This is a genomic window from Micromonospora sp. NPDC049101, from assembly GCF_040648675.1.
Classification (GTDB): domain Bacteria; phylum Actinomycetota; class Actinomycetes; order Mycobacteriales; family Micromonosporaceae; genus Micromonospora.
Window position 1 is genome coordinate 58264 of record NZ_JBEZED010000037.1, and the last position, 22913, is coordinate 81176.

General features: G+C 73.0%; 16 protein-coding genes. 1 reads left to right on the plus strand and 15 read right to left on the minus strand.

The genetic code is table 11. The features are described from left to right. Nucleotides 1–116 precede the first annotated feature (116 nt). The gene (locus AB0B57_RS33475; protein WP_357079237.1) at nt 117–479 is read right to left on the minus strand and encodes a hypothetical protein; all 363 of its coding nucleotides are present in this window, start codon (nt 477–479) and stop codon (nt 117–119) included. A 325-nt stretch (nt 480–804) separates the two neighbouring features. Between AB0B57_RS33475 and AB0B57_RS33480 the strand changes: the two genes are divergently transcribed. Beyond that, complete coding sequence (locus AB0B57_RS33480) at nt 805–1584, plus strand: MerR family transcriptional regulator (protein ID WP_357079240.1); 780 nt, start codon at nt 805–807, stop codon at nt 1582–1584. 3 nt (nt 1585–1587) lie between these two features. On the opposite strand, the gene AB0B57_RS33485 is transcribed toward AB0B57_RS33480, so the two are convergent. The 14 genes from AB0B57_RS33485 to AB0B57_RS33550 all read right to left on the minus strand — a co-directional run bounded on the left by AB0B57_RS33485 (nt 1588) and on the right by AB0B57_RS33550 (nt 22688). Next, nucleotides 1588–4620 carry an ATP-binding cassette domain-containing protein gene (locus tag AB0B57_RS33485; protein ID WP_357079243.1) on the minus strand — a complete coding sequence of 1011 codons (3033 nt, stop codon included), beginning with the start codon at nt 4618–4620 and terminating at the stop codon, nt 1588–1590. 24 nt (nt 4621–4644) lie between these two features. Continuing rightward, complete coding sequence (locus AB0B57_RS33490) at nt 4645–6828, minus strand: NHLP family bacteriocin export ABC transporter peptidase/permease/ATPase subunit (RefSeq protein WP_357079246.1); 2184 nt, start codon at nt 6826–6828, stop codon at nt 4645–4647. After that, nucleotides 6825–7634, minus strand: coding sequence for a hypothetical protein (locus tag AB0B57_RS33495; RefSeq protein ID WP_357079249.1), 810 nt, complete (start codon nt 7632–7634; stop codon nt 6825–6827). The genes AB0B57_RS33490 and AB0B57_RS33495 overlap by 4 nt, the downstream gene beginning before the upstream one ends. Further along, nucleotides 7631–9094, minus strand: coding sequence for a SagB family peptide dehydrogenase (locus AB0B57_RS33500; protein WP_357079252.1), 1464 nt, complete (start codon nt 9092–9094; stop codon nt 7631–7633). Before AB0B57_RS33500 ends, AB0B57_RS33495 begins: the two co-directional genes overlap by 4 nt. 52 nt (nt 9095–9146) lie before the next feature. Further along, nucleotides 9147–11420, minus strand: coding sequence for a TOMM precursor leader peptide-binding protein (locus AB0B57_RS33505; RefSeq protein ID WP_357079255.1), 2274 nt, complete (start codon nt 11418–11420; stop codon nt 9147–9149). A gap of 149 nt (nt 11421–11569) precedes the next feature. Beyond that, the gene (locus AB0B57_RS33510; protein WP_357079258.1) at nt 11570–12595 is read right to left on the minus strand and encodes a hypothetical protein; all 1026 of its coding nucleotides are present in this window, start codon (nt 12593–12595) and stop codon (nt 11570–11572) included. A gap of 151 nt (nt 12596–12746) precedes the next feature. After that, the gene (locus AB0B57_RS33515) at nt 12747–15752 is read right to left on the minus strand and encodes an AAA family ATPase (RefSeq protein WP_357079261.1); all 3006 of its coding nucleotides are present in this window, start codon (nt 15750–15752) and stop codon (nt 12747–12749) included. Between the two features lie 409 nt (nt 15753–16161). After that, complete coding sequence (locus AB0B57_RS33520) at nt 16162–16587, minus strand: hypothetical protein (protein WP_357079264.1); 426 nt, start codon at nt 16585–16587, stop codon at nt 16162–16164. A 20-nt stretch (nt 16588–16607) separates the two neighbouring features. Further along, nucleotides 16608–16985 (minus strand): AtzH-like domain-containing protein, encoded by a 378-nt coding sequence (locus AB0B57_RS33525; protein WP_357079267.1) that lies wholly within the window; start codon nt 16983–16985, stop codon nt 16608–16610. A gap of 82 nt (nt 16986–17067) precedes the next feature. Beyond that, nucleotides 17068–18696: a regulator gene (locus tag AB0B57_RS33530; protein ID WP_357079270.1), complete on the minus strand. Its 1629-nt coding sequence runs from the start codon at nt 18694–18696 to the stop codon at nt 17068–17070. Nucleotides 18697–18708: 12 nt separating this feature from the next. Continuing rightward, on the minus strand, nt 18709–19401 hold the full coding sequence (locus tag AB0B57_RS33535) for a cysteine hydrolase (protein WP_357079273.1): 693 nt from the start codon (nt 19399–19401) through the stop codon (nt 18709–18711). 9 nt (nt 19402–19410) lie between these two features. Beyond that, complete coding sequence (locus AB0B57_RS33540) at nt 19411–20100, minus strand: isochorismatase family cysteine hydrolase (RefSeq protein WP_357079276.1); 690 nt, start codon at nt 20098–20100, stop codon at nt 19411–19413. A 37-nt stretch (nt 20101–20137) separates the two neighbouring features. After that, complete coding sequence (atzF, locus tag AB0B57_RS33545) at nt 20138–21940, minus strand: allophanate hydrolase (RefSeq protein WP_357079279.1); 1803 nt, start codon at nt 21938–21940, stop codon at nt 20138–20140. A gap of 82 nt (nt 21941–22022) precedes the next feature. Then, nucleotides 22023–22688, minus strand: a complete 666-nt coding sequence (locus AB0B57_RS33550; protein WP_357079282.1) for a GntR family transcriptional regulator — start codon at nt 22686–22688, stop codon at nt 22023–22025. Nucleotides 22689–22913 lie beyond the last annotated feature (225 nt).

Here is a 22913-nt window from a genome sequence, read left to right on the forward strand (position 1 = left end):
TCGGGATCACTGAGGCGTTTATCGCTGTGGCGAGAACGTTACGAAGATCGAGGTTCGACAATCAATGACTGCCATCAGAATCTGCCGCGCCGACCGGTGGGCGGCAGACATCGGTGTCAGGTGCAGCAGCACGGGCAGCAGCAGGCACAGCTGGGGTCCAGGCCGGCGACGACGCTGTCCAGCTCGTCCTCGGCCAGCTCCGCCTGGGCCACCGGCTGCAACGACGGCACGAACAGCACGAACGTGCCGGTGGTCCCCGCCGACTGCCACGACTCGACCTGCGCCTCCAGGTCCGGATCGGCGTCGGCGACATCGCGGACCACCCGGACCTGCACGTCCTCGGACAGATGCAAGCCGTAGCCGGCGAGGAACCCCCGCGGGTCCCGGTCGAGCGCCTGCTCCTTGACCGGGTCGGCCCAGACGTCGGCGACCAGCCGGCTGTACGCGGCCACGAAGACCGCTCGATCGACAGGTGTCACACCCTTGCTCCCTTCGACGGTCGACCGCCGGCGGCGGCGACAGGCAGCGCGCGAGGTTCCCCGGCCGCCGATTTCGCTTCATCGTGGGCCACCGGCGGATCCGGTCCGCGCAAAGAGTGGGAATTTCATCGAATGTGGCCGCGAAAAGGTCGCGCTGCGGCGAAAGCCGGGTAATTGGGAATCGGCGACAGGCGGCGGCGAGCGATTCTAATGATTGTGACCACTGTGGACAAGTAGTAATTCCTCGCCTGTCACCCGCGCGGCTTTCGCACCTACGCTGCGATCGGCGGACCGCCTCGGAGTGACAGCGGTTCGACGGGGTGCCGTGTTCCGTCACCGAGTGCTGCCGGAGGCCATCGTGACCATCGACCAGGTGACGACGACGCCCGGCGGCCCGGCCGGGTACAGCGTGGAGGAACTCGCCCGCAAGGTGGGGATGTCGCCCCGCAACATCCGGGCCCACCAGGCCCGGCGGCTGCTGCCCCCGCCGGTGCGGCGCGGCCGGACGGCCCTCTACGACGACTCTCACGTCCGCCGACTGGACGCGATCCTCGCCCTCCAGCGGCAGGGCTTCAACCTGGTGTCCATCGAGGCGATGCTGGGGGTCCGGGCCAGTGACGAGGCGCCCGACGGGCTGACCGCGATGTTGCAACGCCTGACCGCCGACCGTCCCGCGCTGGCCCACGCGCTGACCCGGCACGGCGTGATCGGCCGGACCACCGACGGCACCGTCCGCACCGTCCGACCACGACCGCTGCGCGCCGCCCTGGACCTGCATCGGGTACGCGTGGGCACGGTGCCGGCACTGCAGACCCTCAGCGAGGTGCTGGACAGCCTGCGACCGGTGGCCGACGAGTTGGTCGCCGCCGTCACCGCCCGCCTGCTGACCCTCGCTCCGGAGCTGGTCCGCAGCGACGCCCGGTCGTCCTGGGCCGAACTCGACCGGGAGACCCTGCTGCTGACCCAGGGCGTGGTCAACGTCCTCACCGAGGCGTTCCGGCTCGCCGTGGAGAACCAGTCGGAGGCGCACGTCGCCGAGTTGCTGGAGAACCACCTCGACACGGACGTGTGCCTGGAGGACAGCACGGTCATCGACAACGGCTGACCGTCAGCTCGTCGCGGGCTGCCCGTCCGCGTGCCGGCTCGGCACCACGGCGTCGGGCCGCTCCGGTTCGGTCAGCAGCTGCCGTCGCGCCAGCCGGTGGAACAGCCCGTCCGAGTCACCCATCAACTCGTCGAAGGTCCCCCGCTGGACGATCCGCCCCGCGTCGAGGACCACGATGGTGTCCGCCGTACGCACCGTGGACAACCGGTGGGCGATGACCACCCGGGTGGCGGCCAGGGCCGCGGTGCTGCGGCTGACCACCTCCTGGGTCCGGTTGTCCAGCGCGCTCGTCGCCTCGTCGAGGTAGATGATCCGGGGCAGGGGCGCCAACGCGCGGGCGATCAGCACCCGCTGCCGCTGCCCGACGGAGAGCGTGCCGCCGCCGAACGGCACCATCGTGCTCATCCCCATCGGCAGTGCCTCCAGGTCGTCGGCGAGGCCGGCCATCCGCGCCGCCTCCCAGACCTGGTCCAGTCCGAAGCTGCCGGCGCCACAGATGTTGTCGCGTACCGAGCCGGCGAAGAGCTGGCCATCCTGCAGGACCACCCCGCACTGCCGGCGGACCGCGTGGACGTCGAGTTCGGAGAGGTCCTGACCGTCGTAGAGCACCGCGCCCTGCTGTTGGCGTTCGAAGCCGAGCAGCAGCCGCAGCAGTGTGGATTTTCCGCAGCCACTCGGACCGACGATGGCGACGAACTCACCCGGGCGGACGTGCAGGTCGATGTCGACGAGCACCGGTGGCTCGTCCGGCTGGTAGGCGAAGGTGAGCCGGTGCAGCGCGACCTCGCCGCGCAACTCACCCGGGTCCACCCGGTCCGGCCGCGCCTCGGGTTCGGCGCGCAGGATCTCCCGCAGGCTGCCCAGCCGGGGCACCGCCGCGATCACCTCCACCCCGGCCGACACCAGCACCAGCAGCGCGCCGAGCAGCATCGCGAAGCCGACGTTGAGGATGAAGAAGTCGGCCGGCGCGACCCGACCGGCGAGCGGCCCCATCAGCACGGCGAACAGGACGAGCTGACCCGCGATCGGCAGCACCGTGCCGAAGGCGACCAGGCCCGCCTGGCTCTGCCGGACCCGTTGCAGCGACGCGCGGGCCGTCGCGGCCACCTCCGACCAGCGCGCGTGCGCCCGGGTCTCGGCGGCGGCCAGTTTGATCTTCACGATGCCACCGAGCAACTGGTTGGTCATCGCCGCCGCCCGGTGCTCGGCGGGCAGCGCGGACCGTTGCTGACGGACGATCAGGACGGCGAACGCGCCGAAGGTCAGCATGGTGACCGCGACGATCCCCGCCCCCCACAGCCCGAGCACGGGCTCGACGACCAGGAGCATGCCGAGGGTCACCGCGACGGTCGCGGCCGCCGAGACCAACTGCGGCAGCAACGCGCTCAGTGCCTCACCGACGAACGAGATCCCCAACATCGAGTTGGCGATCTCACCGCTGCTGCGACCGGTGAAGAACCGGGCCGGCAGCCGCATGAGCCGGTCCCAGATCGCCAACTGCGCGCCGGACTGCAACCGGCCGTCCAGGCGCAGCAGACGCAGATTTTGCACCACGCCGACCAGCCCCGCGACCACCGCCGCGCTGAGCATCAGCGCGACGAAGCCGATCAGGCCGTTCACCTCGCCCTGCCGGGCCAACTGGCCGAGCACCTCGCCGGTGGCCAGCGGCACACCCAGGCCCAGCAGTGCCACGCAGGTGGCGGCGAACAGCAGACCCCGCACGTCGCGGGACGCACCGACCAGCCCGGCCCGCAGCAGGTGGCGCATCCGCGCGGTCGGCGGTAGCGGCGCCTGCACCTCGGTCGCCTCGGCGGCGAACGTCGCGGCCACCGTCGCGTCGATCGCAGCGTGGGCGCGGGTGTCCGGGTCGACGTGGTGGTACCGGCCACGGCGGAACACCAGCGGCACCGCGACCGCGTGCTCCGGATCGGCACCGCCCCGCCACCCCACCAGCGGCCCCAGGTCCCGCCGCCACCAGCGCTCCGGCAGCCGCACCTCGCGCAGGAACAGGCTGGACGCCCGGGTCACCGCGTGCACCGCCGCCCGGTCGTCCAGCGGCGCGCGACTGCGGTCGGCTGGCTCGTTGATCGGGCTGCCCATCCCCTCGGTGACCACCCGGAGCACCGAGGCCGCCCGCCCGTACCTGTCGAAGCCGGCCTCGGTGTCCGGAACCGGCACCGCACCGCCGGCGCCAATCACCCCAATCGACCGGCGGGCCGCCGCGGCGAGCACCGCCGCGTCGGTCTGCCGGCGACGCCGCACGGCGCTCAGCAGGGCCGCGTCGGCCTCCTCGATCCGGGTCTCCACCATCCGCAACAGCCGGGCCACGTGCTGGTCGACGGCCGAGCGGAGCTGCCCGTTGACCAGCAGGTCCCAGCTGCCGTGGCTCTCCACCGCGCACGGCGACTCGGCCACCACCCAGTCCCGCTCGGCGACCAGCAGCAACTCCCGCTCCCCGGACATCTCCGCCGGGCCACCGTCGTTGCGGCGCAACTGCCCACCGGCGCTGCGCAGCCACCAGGCGCCGCCGGTGGAGGTGAGGGCACTCCCCTGCGCCAACGAGATGATCTCCCGTCCACGCAGGGTGGACGCCTCCCGGGGCGCCTGCCCGCGGCGCAGCGCGTCGGCGATGGTGACAAGCACCAGGTCCACCGCGGCGACCAGCTCCGTCGCGGCGGTCCGGGCCCGCGGCGTCGCCCCCTCGTCCGGCACGCGGCCGAGCCGGACGTGCCGCTCCAGCAGGGACAGGTGCCGCCGGGACAGGCCGCGCAACTCCGTGTCGGGCAGCGGCACCAGGATCAACTGCCACGCACCGATCGCGGTGGACGTCGGCACCAGGCCACCGGCCGGCAGCCGGGCCACATGGTGCCGCCGCGAGGGGCTCATCCCGGCCCGACGCACCGCGAACAGGTCGGCCTCGCCCCCGGTCACCAGCCAGCCGGCCACCGGGCCGTCCAGGCGGCAGACCTGGCGTACGCCGTCCGCGCAGAAGCCGATCAGGCCGCCGGCCGGGAAGTCCTGCACCGCGCCACTCATCAGCGTCTCCTCGGATCGTCGTGGTCAGTGGTCCCGGACCAGGCGCGCGTACGCCCCGTCCTGGGCGACCAGTTGCTCGTGGGTGCCCCGCTCGACCTCCCGACCGCCGTCCAGCACGACGATCAGGTCACAGTCGCGGACCGTGGACAGCCGGTGGGCCACGATCAGGCAGGTCGCCCCCCGCCGGCGCAGGTGCCTGTCGATCCGGCGTTCGGTCTCGGCGTCCAGCGCACTGGTGGCCTCGTCCAGCACCAGCACCCGGGGGTTGCGCACGAGCGCTCGGGCAATCTCCAACCGCTGCCGCTGGCCGCCGGAGAAGTTGCGGGCGTTCTCCCGCACCGGGCTGCCCAGGCCACCCGGACGCGCCGCCACCTCGTCGTAGAGGCACGCGTCGGTGAGCGCGCCGACGACGTCCTCGTCGGCGACGGTGAGGTCCCACATGGTGACGTTGTCGCGGACCGTCCCCTCGAACAGCCGTTGGTCCTGGTCCACCATGGCGACGGTGGCCGCCCACAGGCCGTCGTCGGCCGCCGTCCGCTCGACGCCGTCCACGGTGACCCGGCCGGTCCAGGGACGGTAGAGCCCGGCGACCAGCCGACCCACCGTCGACTTGCCGCTGCCCGACCGCCCGACGAGCGCCACCCGGGCACCCGGCGGCAGGTCCAGGCTGAAGTTCTCCAGCAGTGGACGGCCCAGCGGGTTGTAGCCGAAGGTCACCTCCTCGATGCGCAGGTGCCCCTCCATCGGGGTCATCGGCTGGGCGGGTCGGTCCGGGGCTACCGGCAGCGGATACCGCTCCACGTCCCGCAGCCGGTTCAGGTCGGCGCTCATGTCCTGCAACCGCGAGCCCAGCGCGGTCAGATTGCCCAACGGCCGGTTCATGGCTGCGGCCAGGCTCTGCATGCCGACCAGCACGCCGACGCTCATCGCCTCCGCCACGACCTGCCGGCTGCCCAACCCCAGCAGCACCGCGGTGGTCGCCGAGGCCAGCAGCGCCGGCAGGACCGAGAGCACCGCCGTGGGTACCCCCAGCCGCTGCTGTCGCGTCGCGACGGTGGCGTGGCGCGCCGCGAACCGGGCCACGGCGCGTTCCTCCTCACCGCCGGCCTTCACCGTCTCGATCATCTGGACCGTGGTGTACACGGTGGTCACCAGCTTGCTGCGGTCCGCCTGAAGGCCGGCGACGGCTGTCGACCGGGTCGAGGCGACGTAACGGAGCACGCTGACGTTCAGCCCGGCGAGCACCACCGCGCACAGTCCGAGCAGCAGGTCGTACTGGCAGAGCAGTGCCCCGTACGCCAGCACCAGGCCGGTGTCCACCACCGTGGTGGCCGTCCGGCGGGTGAGCACCTCGGCGACCACCTCGTTGCCGCGGACCCGCTGGCTGAGGTCGGCGGCCTGCCGCTGGTCGAAGAAGGTCGGCGGCAGCCGCAGCAGATGTCGGAAGAACCGGGCGGCGCTGGCGAGGGCCAGCGCCGTCTCCGCGCGTACGGTCAGGCGTTGCTGAAGCAGGCTGGCCAGGAAGGTCAGCACGGTGGCCACCGCCACCGCCGCCACCAGGCCGGCGAACGCGGCCCGATCCTCCTGCAGCAGCACCCGGTCGACGAAGACCTTGGCCATCACCGGGATGGTCAGACCGACCACGGCGATCAGGAGGCCGAGCAGCAGCATCTGCGCGATCGCCGAGCCCGGGCCGCGCCACCGCTCGGCCAGCGCCCGCACCAGCCGGTAGCGGGTGCCGCCGGGCCGGAACTCCGGGCCGGGCTCCATGGTGAGCGCGACGCCGGTGAACGCGCCGTCGAACTCCTCCCAGCTCACCGCGCGGGGTCCGGTGGCCGGATCGTTGATGAAGACCTTGCGGCCCAGCCCCTCCAGCACCACGAAGTGCTCGAAGCGCCAGAACAGCACCGCCGGCAGCGCCACGGTGGCCAAGTCGGCCAGGTCCATCTGGAAACCCTTGGCCACCATCCCGTACCGGCGGGCGCCCTTGAGCACGGTGGCCGCGGTGGAGCCGTCCCGGCTCACCCCGCACACCCGGCGCAACTCCTCCAGGGGCACGTGCCGACCGTGGTGCGCGAGCAGGATGCCCAGCGCGGCGGCACCACACTCCACCGCCTCCATCTGGATCAGGGTGGGCGTGCGGACCCGTCGACGCCGGATCCGCGGGATCTCCGGCACGCCGCTGACGGCGGTCGTCGGCGCGCTCATCGGCGCAGCAACCAGTCGATCGGGTGTTCCCGGTCCACGGTGAACCAGGCGGTGACCTCGCTCGCCGAGTTGAGCTGGAACGGCGGCGGGGACTTGGTCCAGCGCAGGCCCCCCGGTGCGACCGGGTCAGGCTCCAGGGCGACTGTCACCCGCACCACGCTGCCCCGGGCGAGCAGCCGCCGGACGTCCGGCCCGGTGCCCAGGAAGGCGCGCAGCGACGCCTCGGTCTCCGGGAACGCGCCGACCGTGGTCACCTGGCCGGCCAGGGTGCCGAACACGTTGCGCGGCGCGGCCGCGGCGGCCACCTCGACGGACACGCCGGGTTGCAGCAGCGGCGCGGCGACGGCGGGGGCGTAGACGACGGCCTGCAACGCGTCCCCGGCGGTGTCGAGCCGTTCCAGGTCGGCCAGGTGCGTGCCCGGGGTGACGATCTCGCCCTCGGAGACCAGCCAGGCGACCACGTACGCGTCACCCGGCGCGGTCTCCACCCGCACCCTGCCGTCCGCCGTGCGCAGACTGTAGAGGGGGGTGCCCTTCGGCACCCGCTGGTGCGGTGCCGCCCACACCTTGGTGACCTGACCGCTCTCCAGCGCGTCGAGGGCGGAGATCCCGTTCGAGTGGATCAGCACCCCGGCCGCCTCCACGGTCCGGGGGACCACCGTGCGCACCGACCAGACACCCGCGGCGACCACGACGATGACCAGCGCGGTGGTGGCCAGCCAGTTCGGCACCGTGGTCAGCCGGACCGCCCGGTCCAGTTGCTCGGGCGCCTCCAACTGGCGCAGGGCCTGCCGCCGGAACTTCATGGCCGGCCCCCCGCCCCGGCCGGGCCGGTGGCGCAGCGCGAGCCGAGCAGGAAGTCGGCCACGCTCGGCTCGACAAGCGGGTCGATCCCGGACAACTCGGCGAAGGCCTGGGAGTCTCCGGCACCGAGGGCGCACGGCGCCAACCCCATGGCGGTGGCGACGAGATACATCTGCTGGGTCAGCACACCCGCGTCCTTGAGAATCATGGCGTAGCTCATCCCTTCGTACTTCCACATGAGCCGCTGCACCCGGGCGGTGACCACCAGGACCGTCTGCGGCGGCCGGGGCAGGGCGCCGGCCGCCCGGGCGTACGCCAGCAGCCGGTCGGCGGCCGGGCCCCAGCCGGCGACCGGCTCCAGCCGGTGCCCGACCGCGTCGTAGTGATAAAGCCCGGGATCCAGCCCGGCGCAGCGCGCGACCAGGGGATAGATCTCCAGCTCGTAGACCCCGCCGCCACCCGGGTAGGGCCGCTGGCCGACCTCCTGCCCGCCGGCCTCGCCGACGGCGCTGGTGTGCTGCGACCGGTGCAGGAACTCGGCCAGCCGTTCCAGGGGCAGCGGCGCGGCGTCGTCGTGTTCCCGCACACTGCGCCGGTCCGTGACGACCTGACTGAACGCGGGATCCGCCTTGGCGATCGTCGCCAGGTCCGGCAGCGGCAGCTCGACAGCCCGACCCCCGTCGTACGGGCGGCGCAGCGGTTGCGGCGCGAAGCGCTCGCGCATCCGGTAGGTGCCACCCACCGGCAGCGCGTGTCGACCGGCCCGGGAGCGGTGGTGCAGCCGCAACTCCTCCGGCGACCAGTAGGCCAGCGGCGCGTCGTCGCACTCCGCCTCGAACTCGGCGTCGGTGACCAGGATCCGGGCGGTGGCCAACTCGTCGAGCACCCGGCCGGCAGCCGCCGCCGACACGCCGAGCGTGCGGGCCACCGCGTCGGGTCCGACACCCGGCGCGGCGGCGGCGAGCACCGCGCCGAGGGCGGCGTCGGCGCAGCCGACAACGAGGGTGCTCAGCGGTGACGCGGCCACCAGCATGCCCCGTTCGTGCTGGAGGGCGGCGAAGCGGGAGAGCCGGTAGCGGACCCCGGGTGTGTGCGGGCGGCTCTCCGGCTGACTGCCCCGACCGAGGCCGGTGGGCACCAGGTCGAGCAGCGGCCGGTCGTCGACCTGCAGGCGGCGCTCCAGCCAGGAGTGGGCGAGCAACCGACGCAGCAGCAACTGCGCGGGCAGTACCCGGCTCTCCCCCTCCAGCCCGCTGATCAGCCGACCGACCTCGACGTCGTTGACCCAATCGGCGGCGAGCCGCAGCAGCAGCGCCCGCCGGCCCATGCCCGGTTGCTCCAGGGTGAGCTGGAAGCGGGTCTGGCGCAGGGTCAGCGAGCCGTCCTCACCGAGCCGCAGTTCGGCGTCCCGGCGCAGCCGGTACGACTCCTGCACCGGCGGACCGCTGACGGTGCCGCTCACGGCGACCGCCGACCGACCGGATCCACCATGCCTGTCATCTGCGTATCCCTCACTAGAAGAAGACGTTCAGCGGATTGGCCGACGTCTCGTCGGCGGCCAGCGGGCCCCGGCCGAGGCGGGCCGGCACGTCCCACAGCCGGCCGGGCCCGAGTCGGCGCCAGAAGTGCCGCAGCCCCGGCACGACGACCTTCACCACCGCCAGGTCGACGTCCGGACGGGACTGGTCGACGACGATGACCTCCAGGCCGGCCCGCTCCGCCCGGCGTACGCACCGGCGCACGTCGTCGCCGACATCGCCGGTGGTCAGCGCCGGATGGTCCGCGGCGGTGCTGGCCGGCCGGGTGGGATCCGGGGCCAGCCACGGCTGGTCGGCCACCCGCACGGTGGTGAACCAGCGCGCGGTGTCCGGATCGTCGGCGCCGTACCGGTTGCGGGTGGAGGTGGGTCCGGCGACGGCGGGCAGGAACTGGTTCACCTCGGTGAGCGCCCGGGTCAGCGCGACCCGCGCGTCCAGGTGCGCGCCGAAGCCGACCAGGACGTCCTCCGGCCCCGCGTCGACCCGCCGGGACACCGCGGCGAACGTGGGTACGCCGAGGTCGGCGGTCAGGTCGAGGGCCCACAGCTCGCGGCCCAGGGCGGTGGCGTGGTGGTCGACGCAGGCGGCGGTCCACGGGTCGGCGAACGAGGCGAGGTCCACCCCGGGCATCCGGGAACGGTGGTACCACCACAGGGCCACGCTGTCGCGCTCCACGAGTTCGCAGAAGCCCTGCAGGATCGCCTCGGACCGGGTGCCGCCGGCCGCGCAGCCGTTCGAGTCGGCCGAGCACACCCCCAGCCCGGTCAGCTCCGGATGCCCGTACCAGCAGTGCGCGGCGGGCAACTCGCGCGGCGCCTGCCGGGTCAGCGACCAACCGGTGGTCCAGTCCAGCTCCACCTCGTCGGGCAGCGGGCGGGGAACGCGGTGCAGGTGGCCCAGGTCGCGGTTGAGCCGATCCCGGTCGGCGTACTGGCGTTCCGAGAACAGCAGCAACTCCCGCAGGTGGACCGCGCGGTCCGGACCGAGTTGCCGGTAGGTCGCCCGGTGCACGGGGCGGTCGCCGCGCCACACGCCGCAGTAGCGCTCCACCGCCTCGCCGACCGCGCTCATCCGGGCCTGCAGGTCGGTGCGGCCCTTGCCGCCGCTCTGCCCGCGCAGGTTGCGGCGCAACGCGGCGAGTTGGCGGGGCTGGGCGAAGTTGTGCCCGGCCGAGTAGGTGTGGGTGACGCCGTTGTCGGTCGCCTCCAGCGGTGTCAGCCGGCTCACCACGCCCAGGTACCGGCTGACGTGGTGCGCGAGCGCGGCATACGCCTCGGCGGGTTCCCGGGTGCGGGAGTCCCCACCCCGACTGGGCTGGGTGCCGCTGGGTGGCAGGTCGATGCGGGGCTCGGCCTTACCGACGAGGTCCGGGTCGCCGCAGGCGGGGCACTGCGGCTGGCGTACCAGTTGGTGGCTCTCCGTGCTCAGGTCCCGGGTGTCCAGGGCGACCATCCGGCCGGTGAGGCGGGGTGACGTGCCCCGGACGGCCAGCACGGCGAGTTCGGCGGCGAGCAGCCCGGCGGCCGTGGTGGCCAGTCCGGGCAGGACCGCGCGGCCGGGCTGCGGTAGCGGATCCGTCAGGTCCTGCCCGTCGAGGAAGGCGTTCACCTGTTCGTTCTCCTGCCACCGTTGCCGCAGGCAGGCCCAACAGCCGGTGCGGCCCGGCACGAGGTGCGGGCCGAGGAAGACGACGTTGCCGTGTGGCCGGGCCAGGGTCCAGGCGCGATCGGCGGCCAGGTGGCGGTCGTTGATCAGGGCCAGCCGGGGGTCGAGCATCGACGACGGCAGCACCAGCACCTGGGCGCTCGGGTCGGGGTCTGTCGCGTCCGGCCCGACCACCGTCACGGCGAGCCCGAGGGCGCGCAGCGCGTCGGCGGTCTCGGCCACCCGGGGCGCCCCGAGGTCCACGATGGTCACCGGGCCGCCGGCCATCCACCGCTGTCCGGCCTCGGGCGGGACACCCCGGGCGTCCCAGCCGGCGGCCTCGGCCGGCGACGTGTGCGCCGGCCCGGACACCAGCAGGCCGTGGTCGCGCAGCCGGGCGAGGGCGGCGGCGACGGCGGCGACCGGGTGGCGGGTGGCCAGCCGGGCCACCACGTCGGCCAGCGGCGCGGCGCCGTCGAGCTGGCCGGCCAGGTCCGCGGTCACCGGGTCGTCGATGAGGAGGCTGCGGGTCTCCCCCAGCACCACGAGCGGGCCGTCGGGCAGCCGCACCGGCACGTAGTCGGATCGGAAGCGCGGACGCCACATGGTTCCTCCCGGGCCTGGTGGCCGGACCGCGGCACCGCCGGCCCCGCCGGCGATCACGGCTGCTGCCATCGTCGCGGTCGGTGGCGTCCGATCCGAGTGATGCCACCGGTTTCTGCCGTCGGCGGCACGGTGGACGCTCGACGGCCGGGTCAGCCGGCGGTGACGGTCAACGCGCTGTCGTTGAGCCCCAGCACCGTCGTGCCGCTGGTCTGCGCCGGCACGAGCAGCACGAAGGTCTCCACCCGGGTGACCCGGATCGACTTCCCCCGGATCGGGGTGCGGTGACCGGTGGCGATCAGGTCGGGGCTCTGCGGCACCATCTGGACGGTGGCCGGGCCGCCGGGCGCCGGGCGCAGCGTGTCGGTGGCGTGGATGGTCAGGAAGGTCAGCGTGCCGGTCGGCACCGCGACGGCGCAGTCCGACCACTCCGCCTTGTCCATCGTCCGCCGCACCGCCGCGCCGGCCCCGGCGAGCTGCTGCCCGTAGACCTCCCAACCGCCGGCGAACTGGCCGTCGAGCAGCGGGCTCGACGCGACCAGGGCCCGGTTGCCCGTCGTGGACCCGATGCTGCGGGCGAACACCTCAGCTTCGAGGGCCCGGCGGCTGGTCTCGTCCAGGGCGGTGCCGCCGGCCGTGGCTGGGCGGCCGTCGATGCTCCGGGCGACCACCAGCGACGGTTGGGTGACCTGCACGTTGTGGCTGAGCTGCCACTGGTTGTCGGCACCGCGCACGAACTGGCTGACGTCGGTGGGGGCCAGCTCCGAGCCGCTCAGTCGGAGAGTGGCCGTGACGAGGAAGCAGGTCGGGTCGCCGGGCGGCACCGCGAAGGCCGGGTTGATGTGCTGGAAGGACGGTTGTGGACGCTGGTTGTAGGCGGCCCGGCGCACCGCGGCGATGCTGAGGTCCAGCGAGGGCGAGACCTCCTGGGCCCGCAGCGCCTCGACGTCACCGGCCACCGAGGCGGCGGAGTCGGCCTGGTCGAAGGCGGTGAGCACCAGGGCGGCCCGGTCCCGACCGAAGGCGGCCGAACCCTGGGGTGCGGGGGTCGCCGCGTCCACCGGCTCGCCACCACAGCCGGCCAGCACGAGCAGCGCCAGCACGGCGGCGCCGATCGGCGTGGCCGGCACCGGCGCGGTGGGGGTACGCGGGCTCCTGACGGATCTTCTGCCCAGCATCTCGTCCTCCATCCACCACCGGTGCACGGGAGTCGCGCCCGATGCAGTCGAGTATGTGAGCGGCGCTCGGGCCACGACGGCGGCGGCGCGGCCTCGTGCTGCCCGCCCCGTCGACGTTGCACCGAACGACGTCATCCGGCCCGGGTCGCGGTCACCGATCGGTGTCATCGAGCCGAGCGACCCAGGCGACCAGAGCCGATCGGGAGGCGACGCCCGCCTTGCGGTAGATGCGGGTCAGGTGCGCCTCCACCGTGCGGGGGCTGATGTTCAGCTGCCGCCCGATCAGTCGGCTGGTGGCCCCGGTGGCTGCCAGCCGGGCGATGTGCCACTCCCGGTCGGTCAGGGCGGCGACCTCGCGCGGGCCGACCGGGCGGGCCAGTCGCAGGGCGACCCGTTCCGTCCCGCACCACCCGGCCAGCTCCAGCGCCCGGCGGCGGGCCCGCGCCGCCGGGCCGGTCTGCTCCGCGGCCTCTGCCGCCCGGGCCAGGGAGGCCAGCGCGAGGCTGCGCCGGAGCACCATCCCGCCGGCACGGAACAGGTCGGCCGCGGTCTCCAGGTGCGGCAGGGCCGCCGCGGCCTCGCCGCGGGCGAGCAACACCTCGCCGTACGCCGACTCGGCGAAGCCCCGCTGCCCGGGGAGACCGACCTGCTCCGCCTCGGCCATCGCCAGCCGCGCCTGCCGTTCGGCGTCGGTCAGCTCGCCCGCGGCGAGCGCGGCGGCACAGAGCAGCTCGAACCACCGGGGTCGCAGGGTGGTCTGCAGACGGCTCAGCCGGCTGTCGCCGCCGGCCGAGCGCACCAACTCGGCGCAGGTCGCCGGGTCACCGGACAGCAGCGACGCGGTGGCCAGCGCCGTCGCGGCGGTACGACCGCACCAGGTGGTCAGATCGGTGGCGATGCCGGCGGCACTTCGGGCCAACGCCACCGCCCGGTCGTCGTCGCGCGGGCCACCACGCCACGCCGTCGCCTCCGCCTCGAACGCCAGGGCGAAGCTCAACAGGTGGTGGCTGCCGATGCGTCGGGCGACGATGCCCGCCTCGGTGGCCAGTCCGATGGCGGTGTTCAGTTGGCCGCCGTGGTAGGCCACCTGGCTGCGACCGAGCAGCAACTGGCACAGGCCGTCGTCGCGGTGCGCGGCGCGGACGAGCGTGACCCCTCGGTCGAGGTGTCGCACCGCGTCGGCTTGCCGTTCGAGGTACAACTCGGTCAGGCCGAGCGCGGTGAGGCAGTCGGGGTGGTCCCGCACGTCGGTGTCCGGCAGCGCGTCGATGATCCGGGCACCGGCATCGAGCAGGCCTCGGGCGTCGTCGAGTGCGCCCTCGTGTGCGGCGGCCAGACCGCGGACGGCCAGCAGGCCGGCCCGATCCGCGCCGGAGCCGCCGAGATCTGCGTGGAGCCCGTCGGGCAGCCCGGCCACCGGGTGGCCGGCCAGGATGCCGGCGACGCCGATCTCGGTGGCGAGGCGGTAGCCGCCGGTGGGTTCGGCTGCGGCTGGCAGGTCGGCCAGCTCGCGCCGGCTGATGGCCGCCGCCTCGGCGTAGTTGCCGAGCAGGCGTTCCACCCGCGCCCAGAGGGCTACCGCCTGCGCCCGTCGGCCCTGGGCGTCGGCGGGGAACAGCGGCACGATCTCCTGGAGCAGGGCCCGGCTCTCGGCCAGGTCGCCCGCCTCCCCGGTGATCTGGGCCAACGCGAGTGACACGTCCTGGCGGCGCTGCGCCAGACCGGCCGTCGGCCGCAGCGCCCGCAACGCCAGCCGTAGCCAGCGGATGGCCAGGTCCGGAGTCTCGCGTCGGACCTCCTGTGCGGCCCGGCAGAGCACGTTGACGCAGCGGTCGGCCCAGCGGCCGTTCGGCAGGGCGAGCAGGCGCTCCGCGTAGCGGGCCAGGTCCGCGGGCGGCGCGCCCAGCTCGACCAACGCGCCCAGCGCCCGCGCACACGCCTCCACCTGCCACGCCGGGTCGGTGTCCTGGGCGACCGCCATGCGCAGCACCGGGTGCCGGAAGGCGAACCGCCCGGTGCCGGGGACGCGGCGGATCAGGTCGAGCCGGGCCAGCCGCCAGCCGGCCTCGACCGCCAGGGCCACCGGGACCTGCGCGACCTCGGCGAGCAGGTCCGCGGCGAAGGGCGCATCGACGATCGCCCCGGCGCGCAGGCAGGCCAGCTCGACGGGGGGCAGGCCGGCCCACTCACGTCGCAGCACGGCCACCGCCGCGTCGGACAGCCGGGCGCCCGGTGCCGCACGGATCGGTTCGGCGCCGTTGGAGGTGGCATCGCCCGGCAGCGCCGCCAGGTAACCGGGGTTTCCGCCGCTCACGTCGTAGCGGGCGCGTAGTTCCACCTGGTCGACGTAGGGGTGCAGCAGCGCGACCTCGGCGACGCCGAGCGGGCGGAGCTCGATCCGGTCGTGTGACGTCGGCGCGGCATCGGCGTCCTCGCCCGGATCCGGTGGACCGAACGGCATCGGAGTCGCCATCTGCCGGGGGCGGTAGACGAGCACGAGCAGCAGCGGGGCCGGCACCGGATACCGCAGGAGGTGGGTGATCAGACCGGCGGAGGAGGCGTCCGCCCAGTGCAGGTCGTCGAGGACGAGCACCAGACCGTCCCGGGCCGCCAGGCCGATCAGCCGGCGGGCCGACTGGTAGGTCCGGAACCGTCGGGCGTCCGACGCCCGCGCCGGCGCGGGTGGCACCTCGGCGGCGGACTCGGCCCAGGTCTGCCCGGTGGACCGTCCGGAACGCAGCCCGCGTCGGGGGGCCTGCCCCGCCGTGAGGGCGTGTCGGAACACGTGGAAGGGAACGCCTCGCTCGTCGGGCGAGCAGGTCCCGATCGCCCACGGGACGGTGGGGACACTGCGTTCCAGGGCCTCGTGGACGAACCGGGTCTTGCCGATGCCCGGCTCCCCCACCACCTCGCAAACCATTTGCCAGCCACGGCTCAGCACGGTGGCCTGGGCTCTCTCGATACGCGCCAACTGTGGTCGCCGCCCAACGAAGCACGGGTCTTTCGACGCATTTTCCAGCCCAGTTGTCATCACGCAGATCAGACGCTTTCCGGCGCACTCAAAGGGATTGCTCGCACTATACCGGAGCACCGGCAAATGTCGAATATGCAGAAGTGACCAGCTCTTGCCCACCAACCGGCATGGGCACACAAGCATTACCCGGCAGCACACCACAATTCGTTGAAAGGGACCGGTCGCCCGAAGGCTGGAACGATATCCCGGAAACCCATTAAATCACCCCGCAGCCAACGTTCCGAGACACCATCAGCCGACTTGGAACGCGCCACTGGGTTTGTGTTTGGTGTCGACATGAACCATGGACAACGCCCTTGCGCTGCTCGGGCCAGGACACCCGGCTGATTGCCAGACGGCAGCTCACCTGATATCGCCGCAGTCACCAGCGCCTATACAAAACAACCTGGGTGATTATCTCAACTGGCGGGAAGGCGCACCGGCTGCCGCAGACCAGCGACGACCTCCGGGCTCGACGCGCAGGCGTCGGCGACCGTGGCGCGTCGGCTGCCGCGCTCGTCGCCGCGCCGCTCACCCCGTGCCGGCACCGCGCTCAGAAGCCTCGAAAGACACCGTCCGGATCGGCGGCCCGCGCGAACTCGACAAAGTCCATGTTCGCGATCGACAGGTTGTTCTCGATCGCCTGGACCTGCCGGGGCAGCGCCCGGAACGGACCCGTCTCGTCACCTTCGTTCAGATTGACCACGAGCAGTGGATGCTCCGGCAGCGAGACGGTGACGGCGTCGACGACGAAGACCACCGGGTGCCGGTACTCCTGCGGGTAGGCGCGGGGGTAGCCGGCCGCGATCGCCGTGTCGTCGAGGCCGGTCAGCTCACGGTCCTCGACGAACTCGACATCGGCCAGGAAGCCCTCCGGCGTGGGGTTGACGATCTCGGCTCTGAGCCGCTCCCACCCGCCGTCGTCGCGGAAGTCCGCACGAACGACCGGAACGCTGAACGTCGCTGGCAGTCTGGCCATCGGCGAAGCGTAACGAAATCCTAGCCGGCCGAGACGGAGACGTGGGCGGTGACGATCCGCCAACCGACGGGCAGGCGTACCCAGGTCTGGGTCTGCCGCCCGGTGGCGGCGGTGCCGGCGTACCCGAATCGGGTCGTCACGACCGCCAGGTCCGGCCCGAACGTGGTGACCACCGGGTCGACCAGCCGGCGACCGGCCGGCAGTGGTGGCTGTGCGGCCCGCCACTTGCGCTGCTCGTCCAACCCGTACTGATGGTCGGCGAGGCCGAAGCGCACGGTCTGGTCGGAGTCCCAGAAGTATCCGCAGATCTCCTCGGCGTCGCCGTCGGCCAACGCCCGTTCGTAGGCGGCGAAGGCCGCCGTCACCTCGGCGACCACGTCCGTCCGGTCGATCTCCATGCGGTACGTCCCTTCGATCCGGTGGGTCGGGAACCGGCCGGCCCGGTCGGTGGCCGTGACACCTCCGACCGGGCCGGCCGGCTCAGCCGCTCAGCGCCGACGTCCGCCGCTCGCCGTCGGCCCGCTCGGTGCCGACGTCAGCCGAACCGTGCTCCCGGTCCAGTGCGGCCTCCTCCGGGTCCGGCTCGCGGGGTGTGGGGCGACCCAGCGCGAAGATTCCGCAGATCACCGCGACGAAGAGGTAGCCGAGTGCCACTTGACCGTTGGCGTTCCACTCGATCCGCTCACCGTGGATCAGCCCGACGAATGACAGCACCGCGCCGGTGCCGGCGAAGATCGCGGCCCGGACGAACCGTTTGTCGATGATGAAGACCACCACCGCGCCGAGCACCAGGCCGGCGAGGATCGCACCCTGACCGAGCACCAGCAGCCCGTCGTAGATCACACCCGCGCCGTTGAGCGCGTCGTCGCCGACCGCGGCGGCGGTGGTGCCGGCCGCCGCCAGCGCGTTGTCGATCTGCCCGGTCGCCCAGGCCGCGATGTTCGGGATCAGCGCGGCGACCACGGCGGCGGCGTGCGCCCGGGGGGTCGCCTGGAACGCCTGCGCCCCGATCAGCAACCCGATGTAGAGCAGGATCGGCACGATGGCCGCCGTCGGGAAGATCGCGCCGAGCAGCCCGAACATGCCGAGGAAGCAGAGCACCGCGATCACCACACCGGTCGCCATCGAGTAGCCGCTGCGGCCACCGGCCGCCTTCCAACCCGGGTGTCCGACATAGACGGCCGGCGGGAAGGGCGAGCCGAGCGCGGCCCCGATCACCGCGCCCGCGCCGTCGGCCAGCAGCACGCTACGCAGGTTGTAGTTGTCGCCCGCGGTGGCGGCGCTCTCCACGTTGGTCATGCCCTCGGTGAAGTTGTAGACACCGAGCGGGATCGCCGTCGCCAGCAGCGGGGCCATGTCGGTCAGCCCGCTGACGAGCAGGTCCAGCTTGAACGAGGGTACGGCGATCGCGATGTCCCGGGCGGCGGCCGTGACGTCCGGCACCGACATCGCACCGCCGGCCCAGCCGATCGCGGTGCCGAGCAGCAGTGCGGCGAGCCCGATCGGGAAGTTGAACGGCAGTTTCACGTCGGTGAGCAGACCGATCAGCAGCAGCGCGAAGACCGGTAGGGCCACCCAGGCCATCCGCCACATCTGCCCGGCCGGGTTCATCGAGATGAACGTGATGGAGATGCCCGCGAGGGTGCCGAGCAGCGCGGCCCGGGGCGCGTACCGGCGGATGTACGGCCCGACGAACGCGCCGATCAGCACGATCACGCCGATGATGAAGGCCCACGCCAGCCCGGCCTCCCAGGCCCGGACGGGATCCTGGGTACGCAGGTAGATCGGCAGCATGATGACGAAGATGACGATGAACATGTGCGGCACGCTCGGCCCGTACGGCAGGGCCGTCACGTCGGTGCGGTGCTCCCGGCGGGCCAGCCGACGGGCCAGGTAGGTGTAGTAGATGTTGCCGGCGACCAGGGCGATACCCAGCGCCGGCAGAATGGTGCCGAACACCTCCCCCTCGGGAAGGTTCACCACGGCGAGGCAGAGCCCGGTCAGGGTGAGCACGTTGACCAGGACGTTGACGCCGAAGCCGAAGAACGCGTTGGTGTCGCCGCGCACCCAGTACGGGAGCGGGGCGACGGTGGGCTTGGTCGAGACCATGGCTGCTCCCGGTCAGGAAGAGGGTTGCAACACGGTGGTGGTGGGCAGCACGGCGCGGAGCTGCGCCGAGTCGGCGACCCACCCGAAGATCCCGCCCTGGGCGGCGATCATGTCGAGGCCGACCCGCTGGAACTCGGGGAAGTAGGACCCGACGCAGTCGGCGAGCACGAGGCACTCGTACCCGCGGTCGTTGGCCTCCCGGACGGTCGTGTGCACGCACACCTCGGTGGTGACCCCGGTGACCAGGAGACTGCGGACGCCCCGCTCGACGAGCAGGCCGTCCAGTTCGGTGGCGTAGAAGGCACCCTTGCCGGGCTTGTCGATGACCGGCTCGTCGGGCAGCGGGGCCAGCTCGTCGATGATGTCGTGGCCGTACTCGCCGCGGATGAGGATCCGGCCCTTGGGGCCGAGGTCACCGATCCGCCTGCTGGGCGCTCCGCGGCTGAGTTTGGCCGGCGGGCAGTCGGACAGGTCGGGCAGGTGCCCCTCGCGGGTGTGCACGATGCTCAGGCCGACGGCGCGGGCGTCGGCCAGCAGCGCCGCGAGCGGCGGGATGGTGCGGCGCAGCTGACCGACGTCGTTGCCCAGGCTCGCGCCGAACCCGCCGGGCTCCAGGAAGTCGCGCTGCATGTCGATGACGAGCAGCGCCGTGGTCGAGAGGTCGAAGGTGTACGGGCCGGGCCGTGCGGCGGGGATGGTCAACATGGGCGCACCTCACTGGGCCGTGGCGGCGATGACGTCGTCGGATGTGGTGACGCAGCCGAAGACGCCGCCCTGCATGGTGACCATGTGCAGTGCCGCGTCGTGGTTGGCCTTGTCGGTGGCGCCGGTGCAGTCGGAGAGGATCAGGCACTCGTACCCCCGGTCGTTCGCCTCGCGCATCGTGGTGTGCACGCAGACGTCGGTGGTGATGCCGGTGAGGATCAGGTGGGTGATGCCCCGGGTGCGCAGCACCAGGTCGAGGTTGGTGGCGTAGAACGCGCCCTTGCCCGGCTTGTCGATGATCACCTCGCCGGCCACCGGGGCGACCTCGGGCACGATCTCCCAGCCCGGCTCGCCCCTGATCAGGATCCGGCCGGCCGGACCGGCGGTGCCGATCTCGGCGCCGATGCGCGCCGAGCGCCACCGCTTGTTCGCCGGCAGGTCCGACAGTTGCGGGTCGTGCCCCTCCCGGGTGTGCACGACGAGCATGCCGAGTGATCGGGCGTGCTCCAGCAGCCGGGCGGTGGCCGGCAGGCCGGCCCGGGTGAGGCCGATGTCGTAACCCATCGCGTCGACGTAGCCGCCCGGCCCGCAGAAGTCGGTCTGCCAGTCGATACAGAGCAGTGCGGTGCGCGCGGTGTCCGCCGCGCCGTCGTACGGCCACGGGTAGGGGTTGGCCGGTACCGGCCCGATGCTGCCCATCCTCTCGCCTCCTGTCGTGATCGCTGGTGCTGGCGCGTCAGCGCCGCGCGGCGGCGTGCCGGTAGGCCCGCCACCCACCGGTGGCGCTGATGTCCTCGGCCGGTGGGCCGGCGGCGTACGCCTCGCAGAGGAAACCGAGCACGTCGCGCCCGTCGTCGAGCCGGATCCAGCCGAGCGAGAGGGGGGCCGGGACCCCGGCCAGCAACCCGCCGACCGCGGAGCCGGGCAGTCGCCACAGCTCGACCTCGATCGGATGGCCCGCCGGCCCGTCCGGCGCCATCCGGACCAGCCCGGGCAGTCCCTCGCCGTCGGGCGTGTCCATCCGGAAGAGCCGGTAGAGCGGCGCGGTGCGGGCGGTGTCGACGAGGGCGGCACCGTGCCCGACCAGCTCACCGTTGCGGGACTCGCCCGTCAGGTGTCGGCCCACCACGGCGATCAGCAGGTCCGCCGGACGCTGCGCCGGTGGTGGGCTGGCCTCGACCACTCGGGTCGGTGCGCCGCCGTCGGTGAGGGCGGCGGCCAGTCGGGCCAGTGTGGTGTCGGTGAACGCCGGGCCGAGGAGGGTCAGGCTCGCCGGGCGGCCGGTGCTGGTGAACCCGTTGGGCACGGTCACGGCGGCCAGGTCGAGCAGGTTCGCGAACTGGGTGTAACGGCCGAGCATGGCGTTGCGCCCGATCGGATTTTCGGCGATCTCGTCGAGCGTGAACGTGGTGCCGACGGTGGGCACGACCAGCACGTCGATGTCCTGCCAGAGCTCGTCGACCTGTGCTCGCAGCTCGCGCAGGCGGTGCTGGCCCCGGAAGGCGTCGATCGCGTCGTAGCGCCGGCCGGTCTCCAGCACGGCCCGGGTGACCGCGAGGAGCGAGTCGGGATGCGACCGCAGGAAGCCGTCCAGCGCGACCAGCCGCTCGGCCACCCAGGGCCCCTGGTACAGCAGGTCGCCGGCCTCGAAGAAGTCACCGAGCGGCACGGACCGAGTGGAGCCGACGAAGGTGCGCAGCCGTTGCACCCCCGCGACGAACCGGGTCTCCTGCCCGGCGTCGCCGAAGAACTCGAGGTCTTCTGCCCGGGGCACCCCGAGGCGTAGCGTCCCCGGCATGCGGGCCACCACCCGCTCCGTCGGCAGCGGACGCCCCCAGGGGTCGGCCGCCGTGACGCCACGGGCCGCGTGCAACACCTCGACGGCACCGGCGACGTCGGCGGCGAAGACCGACACGCAGTCCAGCGAGCGGCAGGCCGGGACCACGCCGGCCGCGCTGAGCAGACCCCGGGTGGGCTTGAGGCCGACGATCCCGTTCAGCGCCGCCGGCACCCGGCCGGAGCCGGCGGTGTCCGTACCCAGGGCGAAGCTGACCTGGCCGGCGGCGACCGCGACCGCCGAGCCGGAGCTGGAGCCGCCGGAGATCAGCCCGCCGCCGAAGACGCTCGGGCAGCTGCCGTACGGCGAGCGCGCGCCGGTCAGGCCGGTGGCGAACTGGTCGAGGTTGGTCTTGCCGACGAGCATCGCGCCGGCGTCGAGCAGCCGGCGCACCACAGGTGCGTCCTCAGCGGCCCGGTACCCGAAGTCGGGGCAGCCGGCGGTGGTGATCATGCCGGCCACGTCGATGTTGTCCTTGACCGCGAACGGGATCCCGTACAGCGGCAGCGCGGGATCACCGTGGCGGGTCAGCGACTCGGCACGGGCGCGCAGGCGGTCGGCCGGGACGGTGCTGATCCAGACCGGCCCGCCGTCCCGCCCGGCGAGTCCGTCCAGGACACGCTCGGCCTGGCCCGCCGGGGTCAGGCTGCCGTCGCGGTACGCCGACCGAAGCTCCGAGATGGACCCTACTGGCTCTGGCATACAGTCGATTGTCGACTGAACTGTTACGGGAACCAGCGCGCTGTGTAACGACGACATGACGGCACTCCGGCCGCCCCGCCCCTTAACCCAGGTACGAGCGCGCGCCGTGCCCGGCGAGGACGGTGAGCACCTCCTCCGGGTCTCCCCCGGCGACCGCCTCGAACAGCCGCTCATGCCGGTGGACCCCGTCCAACGGCTGCGCCAGCTCCGCCTCCCGGCGCAGGTTGATCGCCATGTAGAGCTGCAACTTCACCAGGATCGACCCGTACACGGCGGAGAGCTGCCGGTTACCGGCGAGCGCCACCAGCGCGACGTGGAACTCCCGGTGCGACTCGGCGACCGCCATCCGGTCGCCGGCCCGGGTCGCCTCCCGCATCTGGTCCAGGGTCGCCCGTAACCCGGCCAGGTCGCTGTCCCGGCCGACCGGGATCCCGGCGCGCACCGAGAACTGCTCCAGGACGTCCCGCAGCTCGTACAGCTCCCGCACGTCGCGGTCCGACAGGGTGGCCACCCGGACCCCCCGCCGCGGCACGTGCTCGACCAAACCCTGCTGGGCCAGCAGCCGCAGGGCCTCCCGCAACGGAGCCCGGCTGATCCCCAGCCGCCGGGTCAACTGCTCCTCCACCAGGCGTTCGCCCGGATCGCTCTTGCCGCTGAGGATTTCCCGGGTCAGCCGAGAGACGGCGAGGTCCACCAGACTGACACTCTCCAGCTCACCATCCACCGACGATGCGGCCACGTCGTTCACGCCGATGAGTGTGCCACCGACAGACATCGCGTCGACCACGGCTCCGGCCCCGGGCCGCCCAACCACGCGGGCGACCCGCGGCGGAACCTCAGGTCGCAATGCCACAGTGCGGGCGTTGATCATGAGGTTGTAGCCGCGACACGCCGGGTGGTTTCTAGGCTTCAGTGCAACTGATCTTGGTTGTGGTGGAGGTGCTGGTGGCGAGGCCGGGTGTGGTGACGTTCG